The organism is Streptomyces sp. NPDC053755 (genome assembly GCF_040677675.1).
Taxonomy (GTDB): domain Bacteria; phylum Actinomycetota; class Actinomycetes; order Streptomycetales; family Streptomycetaceae; genus Streptomyces.
Genome location: NZ_JBFASK010000005.1, coordinates 263,953 through 280,388, shown reverse-complemented (window position 1 = coordinate 280,388; position 16,436 = coordinate 263,953). Strand labels below are relative to the sequence as shown.

The window sequence follows — 16,436 nt, the reverse complement described above, 5'->3', positions numbered from 1 at the left end:
AGACGCGCCCCAGTGGGTTTGAGATCCCAACCGACTGGGCTATGTTACCGGCACGTGTTGGTTCGATTTTCCAACTCACCTGGTGAACGAGGAGCCGTCATCATGCGCGACGCCGTCATCGTCGAAGCGGTCCGCACGCCCATAGGCCGAGGGAAGGCAGGTGGCGCCCTGGCCGACGTCCATCCCGTCGCCTTGCTCTCCCACACCCTCACCGCGCTGATCGAACGCGCGGGCATCGATCCGGCGCTCGTCGACGACGTCATCGGCGGCACCGTCGACCAGGTCGGCGAGCAGGCCATGAACACCACCCGGTACGCCTGGCTGGGGGCGGGCTTTCCCGAGTCCGTGCCCGCCACCACCGTCGACCGGCAGTGCGGTTCGTCGCAGCAGGCCGTGCACTTCGCCGCGCAGGGCGTGATCTCCGGGGCGTACGACATCGTCGTCGCGTGCGGGGTCGAGTCCATGAGCCGCGTCCCGCTGTGGTCGAACGTGCCGCCCGGCGCGGATCCGTTCGGGCCGGGTGTCGCCGCGCGCTATCCCGAGGGCCTGGTCCCCCAGGGCATCAGCGCGGAACTGATCGCCGCCAAGTGGTCCATCGGGCGGGAGGCCATGGACGAGTTCGCCGCCGCCTCGCACGCCAGGGCCACGCGCGCCTGGGAGTCGGGGCTGTTCGACGCCGAGGTCGCGCCCTACGGCGAGTTGCGCCGTGACGAGTCGGTCCGGTCCGCGACGACGCCCGCGATCCTGGCCGGCTTGCGCCCCGCCTTCCGGGACCAGGTCTTCGCCGAGCGCTTCCCGCAGATCGACTGGTCCGTGACGGCGGGGAACAGCAGCCCGGTCAACGACGGGGCTTCGGCCGTGCTCGTCATGGCGGCGGAGACCGCCGAAAGGCTCGGCCTGCGACCGCTCGCACGGCTGCACGGCTTCGCCGTGACCGGCTCCGACCCGCTGCTCATGCTGACGGGTGTCATCCCGGCGACGGAGAGGGTGCTGCGGCGCACGGGTCTGGGCCTGGACGACATCGACCTCTTCGAGATCAACGAGGCGTTCGCGAGCGTGGTGCTCGCCTGGCAGCAGGAGACCGGCGCGGACCCCGCCAGGATCAACGTGCACGGCGGGGCGATCGCGCTCGGCCACCCCCTCGGCGCCAGCGGCACCCGCCTGACCACCACACTCGTCCACGCCCTGCGCGCCCGGGGTGCGCGCTACGGCCTCCAGGCGATGTGCGAGGCGGGGGGCCTGGCCAACGCGATGATCGTCGAGGCCCTCTGAGAGTCCGGCGGACGAGCGGCCCGGCGCCGGACACCCCCGCCGGGCCGTGAGCGCGGCTCGGGCGTGCTTCGAAAGTCCCGCCCGCCCTTCGGGCGGACGGCGCTCCTTTCGACACACGCCCTAGGGGCGTGCCAGGCGTCGCGGGGCGGGCGGGACTTCCGACACGCCCTAAGCGCGGTCCGCTCCCGCGGCCGCCAGCGGGCGTTCGGCCTCGCGGCCGGGGGAGGGGGCCGCCCTCGTCGCACGCAGGCTGTGGCGCTTGCGCCAGGCGACGAGCGCCGCGGCGAGGCCGGACACGACGATGAACCCCATCGAGAACAGGAAGGCGGGCGAGGTCGGGGAGCCGGCCTGGCTGCCCGCGATCACGTACGCCGCGGTGTTGGGGATCGATCCGATGCCGGTGGCGAGCAGGAAGGGCGCGTACCCCATGCGGGAGACCGCGGCGCAGTAGTTGGCGGCGGCGAAGGGCACGCCGGGGAAGAGCCGGATCGCCAGCATCGAGCGGAATCCGTGCCGGCTCAGCTGTCCGTCCGCCGCCTTCAGCCAGCGGCCCCGTACCAGCGGTCGCAGGGCCCCCTGCCCGAGCACCCGCCCGAGCGTGAAGGAGATCCCCGCCCCGAGGACCGTCCCCGCGACGGCAGCCGCCAGCCCGGCCTGGGCGCCGAACAGCGCGCCCGCCGCCAGGTTGAGGATCGGCCGCGGCACGAACGCCGCCGTGCACAGCCCGTACGCCAGGCCGAACAGCACCGCGGCCCCCGCGCCGCTCACCTGCGGCGGCCACCCCTCGGCGAGGAGCCGCTGCGGCTCGTACAGCACCACCGCCGTCGCCGCGCTGACGAGCACCACGGCGAGCAGGGAGAGACGCGACCAGGGGGAGAGGAGAGCCCGGGAACAGCGAAGCGCGAGAGAGCCCGGCGGCCGGGTGACGGGGGCGAGCATCCGGGGAGCGTAACCGACGAGCCCTTGTGATCGCCGTGATGTCCGTCATCCGCCGTAGGGTGAGACGCATGACCATCGCCGTGCCCGACAGCGCCCTCGCCGACGCCGTGCTGGCCCGTCTGACGGAGATCTACCCCACCGCCGCGAACCCCTTCCGGGCGCAGGAGCAGATCGCGTACATGAAGGGGGTCGCGCCCTTCCTCGGTCTGCGCACCCCCGAGCGGCGCGCCCTGTCCCGCACCGTGCTGGACGGTCTCGCACGCCCCGACGAGCAGGACTGCACGGCCGTCGCCCTGCGCTGCTTCGCCCTCGCCGAGCGCGAGTACCACTATTTCGCCGTCGACTATCTGCGCCGGTACGTCAAGAGCTGCTCCTCGGACTTCCTGCCGGTCGCCCGCCAGCTCGTCACGACCGTCTCCTGGTGGGACACCGTCGACCCCCTCGCCGCCCACGTCGTCGGCGGGCTCGTGGCCGCCGACCCGGCGCTCGCGGACCGCATGGACGAGTGGATCGACGACGACGACCTGTGGGTCGCGCGGGCGGCCCTTCTGCACCAACTCCGGTTCAGGGACGCCACCGACGCCCGGCGCCTCTTCGCCTACTGCATCCGCCGGTCCTGGAACACCGACTTCTTCATCCGCAAGGCGATCGGCTGGGCCCTGCGGGAGTACGCCAAGAGCGCCCCCGGCGAGGTGCGCGCCTTCGTCGAGGAGCACCGGATACGGCTCTCGCCCCTCTCCGTACGCGAAGCCCTCAAGAACCTCTGACAGCAGGCTCCTCGGCGGTCACGTCGGTCCCCGGCGACGCGAAAATCGTTCGACGCCGACCGCCCGTCCGGCCATGATCGTGGACATGTCCCGGTACGCCTTCCTCGCAGCACGGCCCGCAGTCGCGGCCGCGCCGAAGGCTGCCGTCGTTCCCCTCGCCTTCTTCGCTCCTGACGCGCTCTTCGCGCTCTTCGCGCCCTTCGCGTTCGTCGCGTTCTTCGCGCACTCCGCCGCGGCGCTCGACGGCGCCCGAGGCTGACCCTCCCCGGATCGTCCGGCGGACCCCGCAGGGGGAGGGTCGGTCCGGCCCCGGGGTCCCCTCACGCTTCGAGCTCAAGGAATGAGCGAAACCATGTCCAAGACGGCATACGTGCGCACCAAGCCGCACCTCAACATCGGCACCATGGGCCACGTCGACCACGGCAAGACCACCCTGACCGCCGCCATCACCAAGGTGCTCAGCGAGCGCGGGACCGACAGTCCCACGGCCTACGTCTCCTTCGACCGCATCGACCGCGCGCCCGAGGAGGCTCAGCGCGGCATCACCATCAACATCGCGCACGTCGAGTACGAGACCGACACCCGTCACTACGCCCATGTCGACATGCCGGGCCATGCCGACTACGTCAAGAACATGGTCACCGGCGCGGCCCAGCTCGACGGGGCGATCCTCGTCGTCTCGGCGCTCGACGGGATCATGCCGCAGACCGCGGAGCACGTCCTGCTGGCCCGTCAGGTCGGCGTCGATCACATCGTCGTGGCCCTCAACAAGGCCGACGCCGGGGACGACGAGCTGACCGACCTGGTGGAGCTGGAGGTGCGGGAGCTGCTGACCGCCCACGGCTACGGCGGCGACTCCGTCCCCGTCGTGCGCGTCTCCGGCCTCCGCGCCCTGGAGGGCGACCCGCGGTGGACGGGGGCGATCGAGGCGCTGCTGGACGCGGTGGACACCTATGTGCCCATGCCCGTGCGCTACGTGGAGGCGCCGTTCCTGATGTCCGTCGAGAACGTCCTCACCATCACCGGCCGCGGCACCGTGGTCACGGGCGCGGTCGAGCGCGGCACGGTCCGCGTCGGCGACCGCGTGGAGGTCCTGGGCGCGGACACCGAGACCGTCGTCACCGGCGTCGAGACCTTCGGCAAGCCCATGGAGTCCGCGGAGGCGGGGGACAACGTGGCCCTGCTGCTGCGCGGCGTCCCACGGGACGCGGTCCGCCGCGGCCATGTGGTGGCGGCGCCGGGCAGCGTCGTGCCGAACCGGCGCTTCGCCGCCCAGGTGTACGTCCTGTCGGCCAGGGAAGGCGGCCGCGCCACCCCGGTCTCCACCGGCTACCGGCCGCAGTTCTACATCCGCACGGCGGACGTGGTCGGCGAGGTCGACCTCGGCGGGACGGCGGTCGCACGCCCGGGCGACACGGTCACCATGACCGTCGAACTGGGCCGCGCGGTGCCGCTGGAGCCCGGTCTGGGCTTCGCCGTCCGCGAAGGCGGCCGCACGGTCGGCGCCGGTACGGTCACGTCCGTCGGCTGACGGGGGCCGGCGGGCCGCCGGCCCCGCCGGCCCCGCCGGCCTGACCCGCCCGCCCGCCGAACCGGTCCGCCGGCCTGACCCGCCCGCCGACCGGGGCCGTTCGGCTCGCTGTCGGGGGCCGTGAGGCACGGCCCCCGACGACGAGGCCCGTGGGGCGGGTGGATCGCTCCTCGGGGGCGCGCCCCGGTCCTGTCGCCGGAAATGGATCGTCGGCCGGGATCCGGCCCCGGTCCCTTCCGCCGGGCGAATCCCGCCCGCCGGCCGGTCGACCGCCGCTCGGCCGGGGCGGGTTCGGGAGGATCCCCCCGGTCGGTGACGGGGACGCCCGCCTTCCTACCCCGCGGGAGGCGGGCCCGATCGCTGCGCCAGACTTGGATCATGACGCAGACAGCATTGGTACTGGGCGCGGGCGGACTCACGGGCGCGGGCTGGGAGACAGGCGTTCTGTACGGTCTCGCCGAGGCCGGGGTCGACCTGTCCACGGCCGATCTGATAGTCGGCAGCTCGGCGGGGTCCGTCGTCGGAGCCCTGCTCGGCTCCGGGGCGTTCACCCCTGCCGAGCTCTACGAGGGCCGCCTCGACGGTGCTCCCGGCGAGCCGGCCGCCCGTCTCGGCGCCGGAACGATCCTGCGCTACGCGCTCGCCATGCTGACCTCCCGTACCCCCGAGGCGTACGGCCGGAAGCTCGGCCGACTGGCCCTCGCCGCCGCCACCGTGGACGCGGCCACCCGGCGCGAGACCGTCGCCCGCCGCCTCGGCCCGGTGGCGCGGTGGCCCGAGGGCGGCCGGCTCCTCGTCACCGCGGTCGACGCGCTGAGCGGCGAACTCACCGTGTACGGACCTGACAGCGGCGTCGACCTCGTGGACGCCGTCACGGCGAGCTGCGCGATCCCGGGGCTCTGGCCCCCGGCCATCGTCGAGGGACGCCGCCTGATCGACGGGGGCGTCCACTCCACCGCCAACGCCCATCTCGCCGCCGGTCACGACCGGGTCGTCGTCCTCGCCCCCAACGCCTCCGGGAACGGGACCATCGCCTCGCCCGCCCGGCAGGGCGCCGCCCTGGCCGCGGCCGGCGCGCGCGTCGAGGTCGTCACCCCGGACGCCGCCTCCCGGCAGGCCATCGGCCGGGGCGGGCTCGACCCCGCCCGCCGGGAGCACGCCGCCCGGGCGGGACGGGCGCAGGCCGCCGCCCACGCACCGGCCGTGGCCGCGCTGTGGGCACAATGAGGGCGTGAACGAGAGCGCCGACGAGCAGATCCCCGTCATCCGTGACGTCGACCAGGGCACCGCACGGCTGATGCCCGACATCGACCGGCGCCGGGCCTGGCTGCTCACCGTCGACGGCGCGCCCCAGTCGTACGTCGACCTCGACGAACCGACCCACCTGGAGTTCGAGTACGCCCGGCGGCTCGCCCATGTCCTCGACACCGCCGCCGACGAGGCCGCTCCGCTCGACGTCCTGCACCTCGGCGGCGGAGCGCTCACCCTGCCCCGCTACGTCGCCGCGACCCGTCCCGGCTCCCGCCAGGACGTGGTCGAGGCCGACCGGGGACTGCTCGCCCTGGTCGCCGAGCACCTCCCGCTGCCGGAAGGCTCGGGCGTCACCGTGCACGGTGCGGACGCCCGTGCCTGGCTGGAGACCGCCCCGGCCGCGTCGGCGGACGTGCTGATCGCCGACGTCTTCGGCGGCTCACGGGTCCCCGCCCACCTGACCTCGGCCGAGTACGCGCGAGCGGCCCGCAGGGTGCTGCGGCCGGACGGGGTCTACGTCGCCAATCTCGCCGACGGCGCGCCCTTCCCCTTCCTCCGGTCGCAACTCGCCACGTTCGCCGCCGTCTTCCCCGAGCTGGCGCTGATCGCCGAACCGGCCGTGCTGCGGGGCCGCCGTTTCGGCAACGCCGTGCTCGTCGCCTCCGGAGCGGAGATCGACACGGCCCGCCTGGCACGGCGTGCGGCCGGGGACGCCTTCCCGGCGCGGGTGGAGGCCGGTGCCTCACTCGTCCGCCTCACCGGGGACGCCCGCCCGGTCCACGACGAGGACGCGGTGCCCTCTCCCGTACCGCCGGACGGCGCCTTCGGTATCGGATGAGGGGCGCGGCCACGCCGCGGCTCCGCCCCCCGGGCCTCCGTGGCCGTCTACGCCCGAGGCTCGGAAGCGGGTGCGGTCTCGGGCGCCGGTGCCGGTGAGGGCGCGGGCTGGGGTGCGTGTGCGGGCTGGGGTGCGTGTGCGGCGACGGGCACGGGAGCCACGGCTCCGTCGAGCCCGTGACCCGGGGCGGTGACCTGCTTCGTACGGCGCGTCAGGTTCCGTACGTCCGGGACGAGCAGCACCAGGCCCGTCACGACCACGATCAGCGTGGCCGAGCCCAACAGGGCCTCGCTCCGTCCGAAGAGGCTCTCCGCCGGACCCGCGAGCGCCGTCGACAGCGGAAGCATGGCGGTCGAGCCGAACCAGTCGTACGCCGAGACCCGGGACAGCTTGTCCTCCGGGATCTCCTGGTGGAGCGTCGTCATCCAGGCGACACCGAACACCTCGATGGCCACACCGCTGACGAACATGGCCGCGGAGAGCCCGACCACGTCGAGCGGCACCGCGAGCGCGGCCGAGGGCAGCGCGATCGGGAAGACCCCCAGCGTGCCGACGAGCAGCATCCGCCGGGGCTTCCACCGCATCATCAGCAGCGCGCCGACGAGTGTGCCCACCCCGAACGCGGCGAGCGCGAGTCCCCAGGGCCGTGCCCCGCCCAGGTGGTCGCGGGCGACCAGCGGTCCGTAGACCGACTCGGCGGCGCCGATCAGGGCCACCACGATCGAGAACTGGGCCACGATCGACCACAGCCACGGGCGCCCGACGAACTCCTGCCAGCCCTCCCGCAGATCGGAGAGGAGACCGCCGCCCGGTTTCCGTTCGGCGATGTGACCGACGTCGAGGAAGGCGCGCAGCGCACCGGCGACGGCGAAGGCCGCCGCGTCGATGGCGAGGACCCACCCGGGGCCGATGGCGGCGATCATGGCGCCGCCCAGCGCGGCCCCGCCGATGCCGGCGCCGTGCATGGCCATCCGGAAGAGGGCGAACGCCCGGCTGACCTGTTCGCCGCTGACGCTGGACATCAGCATGCCCTCGGCGGCGGGGCTGAAGAAGGCCTGGCCCGTGCCGCAGAGCGCGGTGAGCAGCATCATCTGCCACAGCTCGGGGTCGCCCGTCAGGACGAGGAAGGCGAACACCGCCTGCGAGACGCAGTTGAGGGCGTTGGCGGCGACCATGACGCGGTGGCGGGGTATGCGGTCGGCCACCGCGCCGCCGATGAGCAGGAAGAGCACGAGCGGGAGGGTGCGGGCCGCCGCCACCAGTCCCACGTCGCCGCCGTCGCCACCGGACTGGAGGACGGCGAAGGCCGCCGCGATCAGCGCACCATGGGTACCGAGGTTGGTGATGATCGCGGCGGCGGTCAGCAGCAGGTAGTTGCGCCCGGCCCACTCGGGGCGGCGCGAGCGCGACGGCGTGGGGGGAGGCGGAGAGGCGGCGGGAGTACTCACTCCCGGACTATCCCTGGCGCCACCCCCTCCTGCCAAACCGATATCGCGCGCCCGCGGGCGGCCGCCCGGGACGACGTCGGTGGCGGGTCAGGAGGACGTGGGTGCCAGGCGCACGGTGGAGAGGATCTGCTGGATCACGGCGTCCGACAGCTCGTCCTTGACGTTGTCCGCGGCGTAGAGCACCCACGACGAGAAGTCGCCCTGGGAGTTCTTGAAGGAGAACGCGATGGACTTGCCGTCCGACTCGCACTTGTTCCGCTTCTTGATGCCGGGAGCGGTGGCCGTCGACATGCTGCCCGTGAGTCCGGACTTCGTCGTGTACGGCACGGCCTTGGCGATCTTGATGGTGCCCTTGGGCATGTGCTGGGCGTAGCCCGCCCACACCCAGTTGCCCGCCTCGTTGAAGGCCGCCTCGTCGGTGTTCTTGGCGCCCTGGCCGCCCTTGGTGCCGACGCTGCTCAGGCCCCAGGTCTCCTCGGTGCCGTTCTTGTCGGTGTCGAACGCGCACCACTTGCTCTTGTAGCGGGCGGGCGCCGACATCGTGACGACGGGGCTGCCGTCGTTCTTCTTCTCGTCCTCGAAGAACGTGACCGACCCCGGCTTCAGCAGCTCCCACTCGGGCGGTACGTCGAACAGCGTGCCGTACTTGGGGTTGTGGACGACCTTCCAGCCGGGGATCGTCGGCTGGAGCTCGGCGTCGTCGCGCGGGTTGTCGATCGCGGGGGAGGACGGAGACGCGGTCTGGGAGGCCGGCGCGGACGGCTTGGGGTCGCCTCCGGCGGTGGTCTTCTCGTCGTCGCCGAGGACGAGGAATCCGGTGACTCCCGCGGCGATCACCACGGCGGTCGCGGCGACGACGGCGATGAGTGTCGTCTGCTTCTTCTTGCCGCCGTCGGGGCCGCCCGGCTGGGCGGGGCCCGGCATGCCGTACTGCGTCGTCTGCTGGTACGGGTTCGGCTGCGGGTAGCCGGGCCGGCCCGCCTGCTGGGGATAGCCCTGCGGCGGCTGCTGCGGATACCCCGGCTGCCCCGCGGGCGGCTGCTGCGGATACCCGGGCTGCCCCGTGGGCGGCTGCTGGTACGGGTTCGGCTGCTGCGGGTAACCCGGCTGCTGGTACGGGTTCTGGTTCTGGTCCTGCGGGTTCTGCTCGCCCCCGGGCGGCTGCTGTCCTGGCCACATGGCCAGTAACCATAGAGGTGCGGCGGGGACGCGGCTACGCCCGCCCCCGCCCAGGCCTGCGCGTGCGGGGATGGCCATCGCTACTACTCGTGGGTAACATCGCCGCATGAGCGCAGACCAGATGTCCGTCGGCGAGATGCTCGCCGCCACGGTTCCCATGGCCAGGACCCTCAACCTCGAGTTCCTGGAGACCACTTCCGAGCGTGCCGTCGTCCGCATGCCGGACCAGGCCGCCTACCACAACCACGTCGGCGGCCCGCACGCCGGAGCCATGTTCACGCTGGCCGAGTCCGCCAGCGGGGCCATCGTCCTCGCCGCGTTCGGAGCCCAGCTGAGCCGTGCGGTCCCGCTCGCCGTCAAGGCGGAGATCGGCTACAAGAAGCTCGCCATGGGCGTCGTGACCGCCACGGCGACCCTGGGCCGCCCGGCCGCCGAGGTCGTGGCCGAACTCGACGCCGGCGAGCGCCCCGAGTTCCCGGTCCACATCGCGATCACCCGCGAGGACGGTGCCGTGACGGGCGAGATGACCGTCGTCTGGACCCTGCGCCCGAACTCCTGACCCGGGGGCGCCCCGGGTCCCCGCCGCCGGACCCGGTGGCGCCGGGCTCTCGTTCGCGTCGTCACGGCCGCCCCCGCACCTCTTCGGGTGCGGGGGCGGCCGTGTCCCGGGGCACCGCCCCGGAATCCGACGGGCCGTCACGCATAGTGCGCAGAAGAGCCACACGGCATCCGCGCCCGCGCCGAGGAGAAGCCACCTTGTCCGACGTCCCGCCCCGTTCGCGTCCCCTTCCGAGCCCCCTTCCGCGCCTGCCCCTGCCGTGGCCGCCGCCCCCGCCGAGCGGCGCCCCGGCCGACCCCGCCCGGACCGTCTCCCGCGCCCCGGAGGGACCGGTCGGCGCCCCCGATCCCGTCGCGGAACCCTCCCGGGCCGAGGGCGCGGACACCGCGGATGCCGACGACACGGGCACGGAGGCCGCCGCGGGCCGGACCGCCCCGCCATGTGACGTGCCCGGGGCGGCGGACGGACGCGGCCCGGCCGGTGAGCGGCGCACGGCGGAGCGGGGCCTGCCGCGGCGCGGACTGCTGCTCCTCCTCGGCGGCGCCGCCGCGCTGGCGGCCGTCACCGGGACGACGGCCGCGGCCGCCGCCCCCGCCCGCCGCGCCCCCGGCGACGACCCGGCGGCCGCTCCGGCAACCGAACCGGTCACCGACCGCGTCGCGGACCTCCTCGCCCGGCTCACCCTCGACGAGAAGATCTCCCTGCTCCACGGCGCGACGGACCCCCAGCGCCTCGGCCAGGCCGGATACGTGCCCGGCGTCCCCCGGCTCGGCATCCCCGAACTGCGGCTCGCCGACGGTCCCGCGGGCGTCCGCGTCCAGCGCACCGCCACCGCGCTGCCCGCCCCCGTCATGCTCGCCGCCGCCTTCGATCCCGCGCTCGCCCGCGCCTACGGCCAGGTCCTCGGCCGCGAGGGCCGCGCCCTCGGCCAGGACGTGATGCTCTCCCCGATGGTCAACCTCATCCGCACCCCTTACGCGGGGCGGAACTTCGAGACCTTCTCCGAAGATCCCCTCCTCACCGCCGACCTCGCCGCCGAGCAGGTCCGGGGCATCCAGGCCGAGGGCCTGGTCGCCACGGTCAAGCACCTCGCCCTCAACAACCAGGAGAAGGACCGGATGACCGTCGACGTCCGGGCCGGGGAGCAGGCCCTCCACGAGACGGAACTGCGCCCCTTCGAGGCCGCCGTCGCCGCCGGGGCCGGTGCGGTGATGGCCGCGTACAACAAGGTCGACGGCCTCCACGCCACCGAGAGCCGGACGCTGCTGACCGACATCCTGCGCGATCGCTGGGGCTTCGACGGCTGGGTGATGAGCGACTGGGGCGCGGTCCACTCCACCGCCGCCGCCCTCACCGCCGGCCTCGACATGGAGATGCCCGGCGGGCGGTACTTCGGCGCGCCCCTGCGCACCGCCGTGCGCGACGGCCGGGTCGCCGAGGAGGACGTGGACCGGGCGGTGCGCCGCCTGCTCACCGTGCGGGAACGGTACGGACTGCTCGACGCGACGAGCGCGGCTTCGGGGACGGGCGGGACTGCGGGACCGACCGGGAGGCCCGGGCGGGCCGAAGGGGTCGAGGGGACGCGCCCCGCGCGGAACGCCCCCGCCGGGGCGGCGTTCGCGCTGCGGGTCGCCACCGCCGGGGCGACCCTCCTGCGCAACGAGTACGGCGCCCTGCCGCTGACCGGAACCGCCGCCCGCTCGATCGCCGTCATCGGGCCGACCGGCGCCGTCCCGTTCGTCAGCGGGGGCGGGAGCGCCCACGTCGTCCCCGACGCGGCGACCAGCCCTCTCGACGCGATCACGGCCCGGGCGGGCGAGGGGGCCACCGTCGCCTACGCCATCGGCGAGGACGTCTACGGCACGGCCCTGCCGGCTCTCTCACCCGCGACCGACCTGGAGCACGTCGCCGTCGGCCCCGGTGAGACCTGGACCTACGAAGGCACCCTCACGGTCACCACCCCTGAGGACTGGACCTTCCTCGTCCACCACGACGGGACGCGTCCCACCGTCACCCTCGACGGGATCGAGCTCTTCCCCGCAGCCCCGGCCCCCGGCCAGGTCCACGCCGGCGGGATCGCGGGCCGCGCCCCCGACGGCCTGACCGTCCGGCGGACCGCCCGAGCCCTCACCGCCGGACCCCACCGTCTGAAGGTCACCGCCCAGGGCGGTGCGCGGGGGCAGGTCTTCCGGCTCCGCGCCAAGACCGAGACCGGCCGCGCGGCCGACGTGGCGGAGGCCGTCCGGGTCGCCTCGGCCGCCGAGAGCGTGGTGCTCTTCGCGTACGAGGAGGCCACCGAGGGCCGGGACCGTACGAGCCTCGCCCTGCCCGGCCGGCAGCAGGCCCTCGTCGAGGCGGTGACCGGCGCCCACCCCCGTACGGCCGTCGTCCTCAACACCTCGTCCGCGATCACCATGCCGTGGCTGGACCGGACGGCCGCCGTCCTGCAGATGTACTACCCCGGCCAGGAGGGCGCGGCCGCCACGGCCGCCGTCCTGTTCGGCGACGCCGATCCCGGCGGCCGGCTGACCCAGACCTTCCCCGCCGCCGAGGACCGCCACCCCACGGCGGGCGACCCGCGCCGCTATCCCGGGCAGGACGGCGTCGCGGAGTACTCCGAGGGCGTGCACGTCGGGCACCGCTGGTACGACGCCGAAGAAGTGGAGCCTCTGTTCCCGTTCGGGCACGGTCTGTCGTACACCACCTTCACCTACCAGCGTCTGGTCGTGGCACCCGTCCCACCGGCCGCGTCCGGCGGGGGCGGGGGGCTCTCGGTCACCTTCACCGTCCGCAACACGGGCCGACGGGCCGGCACGGAGGTCGCCCAGGTCTATCTGGGCCCGTCGCCCGACCTCGCCGCCCTCGGCATCGACCAGCCCCGCCAGTGCCTCGCCGGCTATCTCCGGCTGGAGCTCGCGGCCGGCGAACGACGCAAGGTGACCGTGCCCGTCACCGCGCGCACCCTGTCCTCCTGGGACGTGGCACGGCACGACTGGGTCCTCGGCACCGGGCGCCGTACGGTCCGCGTGGGCTCCTCGTCCCGCGCCCTCAGGCTCCGTACCGAAGTCAGGGTCCCTTCCCCGTGACCAGGTAGGCTTCCCCGGCGTGCGCGACGCCGCGCACGCCGCGCACGCCGTGACCCAGGGCCGACAGGCGGGCCCGGCGTCCACGGTCCACACGGGAGGAACTCGCCTTGCACGTCCAGGAATGGCTGGAGACGATCCCCGCGGTCGCCATCTACGCGTTGGTGGGCGGGGTGATCGGGCTGGAGAGCCTGGGCATCCCCCTGCCCGGCGAGATCGTCCTCGTCAGCTCGGCCCTGCTCGCCTCGCAGCACGGCGACATCAACCCGTACGTCCTCGGCGCCTGCGCCACGGCCGGCGCGATCATCGGCGACTCGATCGGCTACGCCATCGGGCGCAGGGGCGGCCGGCCGCTGCTCGCCTGGCTGGGGAAGAAGTTCCCCAAGCACTTCAGCGAGGGCAACATCGCCGTGGCGGAGCGATCCTTCGAGAAGTGGGGCATGTGGGCGGTCTTCTTCGGCCGCTTCGTCGCCCTGCTGCGGATCTTCGCCGGACCGCTGGCGGGCGTGCTGCGCATGCCGTACTGGAAGTTCCTCATCGCCAACGTCTTCGGCGGCATCCTCTGGGCCGGCGGGACCACGGCGGTCGTCTACTCGGTGGGCGTGGTCGCCGAGGCGTGGCTGAAGCGATTCTCGTGGCTGGGCCTGGTCTTCGCCGTGCTGGTCGGCCTCACCTCGATGCTCGTCCTGAAGAACCGCGCGAAGAAGGCGGCGGCCCAGGCGGAGGCGGAGCGGGCGACGGCGGAGACGTCCCCGGCGCCGGCGGCCCAGGTGACCGTGCCGGTCGGGGACTGACCGGCCGGGAGATGCCGGACGGGCCGCGTGGGCGCCAGGCCGGCCGCCGTGGGGCGCCGGGCTGATCGCCACGGGTGCCGGATGGCCGCCGTCGGCGGTCCGGCGGACGGCCGACGGCGGTTCCCGAGACGGCCGGCGGCCCCCGGACCGTACGGAGAGTGTGACGAGGGGCGCGGTGCCGTGGGGCCACCGCGCCCCTCGCGCGTCACGCCTGCGGGTCCGCGTAGATCTCGGCGTGGGCCTTCGCCAGGTGCAGGTACATCTCCGCGTTGAGACGGATGCCCTGCCGCTCCTCCTCCGTCAGTTCGCGCCGGACCTTCGCCGGGACGCCCGCCACGAGCGAGCCGGGCGGGACCTGCATCCCCTGCGGGACGAGCGCCTGTGCGGCGACGAGGGAGCCGGCGCCGATGCGGGCGCCGTTGAGGATCGTGGCTCCCATGCCCACCAGGACGTCGTCCTCGACGGTGCAGCCGTGGACCGTGGCGTTGTGGCCGACGGTGACCCGGGCGCCGATCGTGACCGGGAAGCCGGGGTCGACGTGCACGGTGCAGTTGTCCTGGACGTTGGAGTCCTCGCCGATCTCGATCGGCCCGCAGTCCGCGCGCAGCACGGCGTGGTACCAGATGCCGGCGCGGGCGCCGAGGGTGACGTCGCCGAGCACCACGGAGGTCGGGGCCGTGAAAGCGGTGGGATCGATCCGCGGCTCCTTGCCGCCCACACCCTTGATCAACGCCTGCTCGGTCATCGTCCGCTCCTGATCGTTCGCTGTTCGGTCGCGCCTGGGGGAACCCTACGAGACGCCCCTCCCGGGCCCGCCGCCCCCGTCCGGCCGTCGCTCCGCGGGCGGCGGCCGGGCTCGCGGTCGCCACCCGCCCGTACCCGTAACCGACATCACAGCGCGCGGCGCAGGTCCGGTACGACGGGGGCGACTACCGTGGGCGGGTGCCCAAGAACAGAAACACGTTCTCGTCTCTCGCCGACCGGCGGCGTCGTGTCGTCGCCCGTGTGGTGCGGGCCGGCTGGCGCTGGGCGCAGGAGGCGGGCGCCGTGACCGCCGCGTCGCCCGGGCGGCTGCGCTTCCGGCGCCTCGGCGTGGGCACCCGCCTCGCCTTCCCGCAGGGCACGGTCTTCGGGGAACGCTGGATCGAGATCGGCGAGCACTGCATCATCGCCGAACAGGTCACGCTCACCGCGGGCATGATGCCCGGCCTCGACCTGGGTCCGGACCCGATCCTGACCCTCGCCGACGGTGTGGTCCTGGGGCGCGGCAGCCACGTCATCGCCGACACGACGGTGACGATCGGCTCCGAGACGTACTGCGGACCGTACGTCTACATCACGTCGACCAATCACAGTTACGACGATCCGCACGTGCCGATCGGCAGGCAGTGGCCCCGCTCCGCACCCGTGGAGATCGGCCCCGGCTGCTGGCTGGGCACGGGCGCGGTGATCCTGCCGGGGGCGAGGATCGGCCGCAACGTGGTCGTCGCGGCGGGCGCCGTCGTCCGCGGAGAGGTGCCGGACCACTCGGTGGTGGCCGGGGCCCCGGCCCGCGTGGTGCGCCGCTGGGACCCGGAGCAGGGCTGGCAGCCGCCGATCCGCACACCGGCGCCGGTGCCCATCCCGGACGGTGTGACGCCCGAACAGCTCGCCGCGCTCGCGGAGCTGGAACTCGCCGAGACGGTCGAGGGCGAACGGAAGGGCGGACTCGGGCCGAGGGACGGGCTGAAAGGTGAGCGGGAGCTTGAGGGCGAGCTGGAGGGCCAGCTGAAGGACGCCTGACCGCACTGTGGCCGGGCCGAGCCGGGCCCGGCTCGGCCCGCAGCCTGACCGCACCCTGGCCGGGCCGCCCCGCCGTCGGGCCGTTCGCGGGGGACAGGGCTCCTTCAGCCGGTCGCGAGCAGGACCGTGCCCACCAGGGCGAGGCCCGCGCCCGCCGCCTGGACGGCGCGCAGCCGTTCCTTGAGGACCCCGCGCGCCGCGAGCGCCGTCACGACCGGATACAGGTTGGCGAGGACGGCGGCGATGGTGACGGGGCCGTTCTGTGCCGCGATCGAGTACGTGCCGTTGGCGGCCACGTCGGCGAGGCCGACGAACGCGAGGGCCGGGAGGGCGGTCCAGACGACCCGCATGCCGTCCCCGCCTTCCGGCAGCGCCCGTCCGCCCCGCTTCACGGAGACGTAGAGCGCGCCGCCGCCCACCAGGACGTTGGTGACGCGCTGGACGAACAGCGCGAGGAAGAGGCCGGTCAGGGTCGAGGAGGCTTCGGCGATCAGGGCCATCACCGAGCCGAATCCGAAGGCGGCGAGGAGCGTGAGCAGCACCGCCTGGCGCTGGACGGGCGCGCCGCGCAGCTCCGGGCCGCCGGCCAGGACGATGCCGACCACGGCCACGCCGATCCCGGCGAACTGGAGCAGGCCCGGCCGGTCGCCGATCAGCAGGCCCACCGAGACCGGTACGACGACGCCGAGCGAGCCGAGCGGGGAGACCACGCCCATCGGGCCGAGGGCGAGCGCCTTGTAGAAGGCGAGCATCGCCACGGGGCCGACCACGCCGGCCCCGACGGCGTACCAGAGATCCGGCCCCAGCTCGCTCCAGCCGCCCGTGGCGAGCACGATCGCGCCGAGCACGACGACCGCGACCGACTGCGAGGCGACGACGACGGTCAGGGCCGGCATGCGCCGGGTGAGCAGTCCGCCTCCGAAGTCGGCCAGGCCCCAGAGGAGGGCGGTGGCCAGGGCGAACAGCGCGGTCATGGAATCCTCGCAGGGTGGG

General features: G+C 74.2%; 15 protein-coding genes. 10 read left to right on the top strand and 5 right to left on the bottom strand.

Annotated features, from left to right (window positions below; translation table 11 throughout):
* Nucleotides 1-102 precede the first annotated feature (102 nt).
* Nucleotides 103-1,272 (top strand): thiolase family protein, encoded by a 1,170-nt coding sequence (locus AB0K65_RS08760; protein WP_365715041.1) that lies wholly within the window; start codon nucleotides 103-105, stop codon nucleotides 1,270-1,272.
* Between the two features lie 168 nt (nucleotides 1,273-1,440).
* On the opposite strand, the gene AB0K65_RS08755 is transcribed toward AB0K65_RS08760, so the two are convergent.
* On the bottom strand, nucleotides 1,441-2,211 hold the full coding sequence (locus AB0K65_RS08755) for a VTT domain-containing protein (protein ID WP_365715040.1): 771 nt from the start codon (nucleotides 2,209-2,211) through the stop codon (nucleotides 1,441-1,443).
* 68 nt (nucleotides 2,212-2,279) lie between these two features.
* On the opposite strand from AB0K65_RS08755, the gene AB0K65_RS08750 reads away from it, so the two are divergent.
* The 5 genes from AB0K65_RS08750 (at nucleotide 2,280) to AB0K65_RS08730 (ending at nucleotide 6,598) form a co-directional block, all read left to right on the top strand.
* Complete coding sequence (locus tag AB0K65_RS08750; protein ID WP_365715039.1) at nucleotides 2,280-2,978, top strand: DNA alkylation repair protein; 699 nt, start codon at nucleotides 2,280-2,282, stop codon at nucleotides 2,976-2,978.
* Nucleotides 2,979-3,063: 85 nt separating this feature from the next.
* On the top strand, nucleotides 3,064-3,237 hold the full coding sequence (locus AB0K65_RS08745) for a hypothetical protein (RefSeq protein ID WP_365715038.1): 174 nt from the start codon (nucleotides 3,064-3,066) through the stop codon (nucleotides 3,235-3,237).
* A gap of 93 nt (nucleotides 3,238-3,330) precedes the next feature.
* On the top strand, nucleotides 3,331-4,509 hold the full coding sequence (tuf, locus tag AB0K65_RS08740; protein ID WP_365715037.1) for an elongation factor Tu: 1,179 nt from the start codon (nucleotides 3,331-3,333) through the stop codon (nucleotides 4,507-4,509).
* A 378-nt stretch (nucleotides 4,510-4,887) separates the two neighbouring features.
* A complete protein-coding gene (locus AB0K65_RS08735) occupies nucleotides 4,888-5,736 on the top strand; it encodes a patatin-like phospholipase family protein (RefSeq protein WP_365715036.1) in 849 nt (282 codons plus the stop codon).
* A gap of 70 nt (nucleotides 5,737-5,806) precedes the next feature.
* Nucleotides 5,807-6,598 carry a fused MFS/spermidine synthase gene (locus AB0K65_RS08730; RefSeq protein ID WP_365715069.1) on the top strand — a complete coding sequence of 264 codons (792 nt, stop codon included), beginning with the start codon at nucleotides 5,807-5,809 and terminating at the stop codon, nucleotides 6,596-6,598.
* Between the two features lie 47 nt (nucleotides 6,599-6,645).
* Here the strand turns inward: AB0K65_RS08730 and AB0K65_RS08725 are convergent, their stop codons facing one another.
* Both AB0K65_RS08725 and AB0K65_RS08720 read right to left on the bottom strand, forming a co-directional pair.
* Complete coding sequence (locus tag AB0K65_RS08725; RefSeq protein WP_365715035.1) at nucleotides 6,646-8,046, bottom strand: MFS transporter; 1,401 nt, start codon at nucleotides 8,044-8,046, stop codon at nucleotides 6,646-6,648.
* Nucleotides 8,047-8,133: 87 nt separating this feature from the next.
* Nucleotides 8,134-9,225 (bottom strand): hypothetical protein, encoded by a 1,092-nt coding sequence (locus tag AB0K65_RS08720; protein ID WP_365715034.1) that lies wholly within the window; start codon nucleotides 9,223-9,225, stop codon nucleotides 8,134-8,136.
* Nucleotides 9,226-9,331: 106 nt separating this feature from the next.
* Here AB0K65_RS08720 and AB0K65_RS08715 point away from each other — a divergent pair, with 106 nt between their 5' ends.
* The 3 genes from AB0K65_RS08715 (at nucleotide 9,332) to AB0K65_RS08705 (ending at nucleotide 13,661) form a co-directional block, all read left to right on the top strand.
* Nucleotides 9,332-9,784 (top strand): DUF4442 domain-containing protein, encoded by a 453-nt coding sequence (locus AB0K65_RS08715; RefSeq protein WP_365715033.1) that lies wholly within the window; start codon nucleotides 9,332-9,334, stop codon nucleotides 9,782-9,784.
* A 197-nt stretch (nucleotides 9,785-9,981) separates the two neighbouring features.
* Nucleotides 9,982-12,870: a glycoside hydrolase family 3 N-terminal domain-containing protein gene (locus tag AB0K65_RS08710; RefSeq protein ID WP_365715032.1), complete on the top strand. Its 2,889-nt coding sequence runs from the start codon at nucleotides 9,982-9,984 to the stop codon at nucleotides 12,868-12,870.
* Nucleotides 12,871-12,977: 107 nt separating this feature from the next.
* Nucleotides 12,978-13,661, top strand: coding sequence for a DedA family protein (locus tag AB0K65_RS08705; RefSeq protein WP_365715031.1), 684 nt, complete (start codon nucleotides 12,978-12,980; stop codon nucleotides 13,659-13,661).
* Nucleotides 13,662-13,866: 205 nt separating this feature from the next.
* On the opposite strand, the gene AB0K65_RS08700 is transcribed toward AB0K65_RS08705, so the two are convergent.
* Nucleotides 13,867-14,406, bottom strand: coding sequence for a gamma carbonic anhydrase family protein (locus AB0K65_RS08700; protein ID WP_365715030.1), 540 nt, complete (start codon nucleotides 14,404-14,406; stop codon nucleotides 13,867-13,869).
* Between the two features lie 197 nt (nucleotides 14,407-14,603).
* Here AB0K65_RS08700 and AB0K65_RS08695 point away from each other — a divergent pair, with 197 nt between their 5' ends.
* Nucleotides 14,604-15,443: an acyltransferase gene (locus tag AB0K65_RS08695; protein WP_365715029.1), complete on the top strand. Its 840-nt coding sequence runs from the start codon at nucleotides 14,604-14,606 to the stop codon at nucleotides 15,441-15,443.
* 104 nt (nucleotides 15,444-15,547) lie between these two features.
* Here AB0K65_RS08695 and AB0K65_RS08690 read toward each other — a convergent pair whose 3' ends face one another.
* Nucleotides 15,548-16,417, bottom strand: a complete 870-nt coding sequence (locus AB0K65_RS08690; RefSeq protein WP_365715028.1) for a DMT family transporter — start codon at nucleotides 16,415-16,417, stop codon at nucleotides 15,548-15,550.
* Nucleotides 16,418-16,436: the final 19 nt, after the last annotated feature.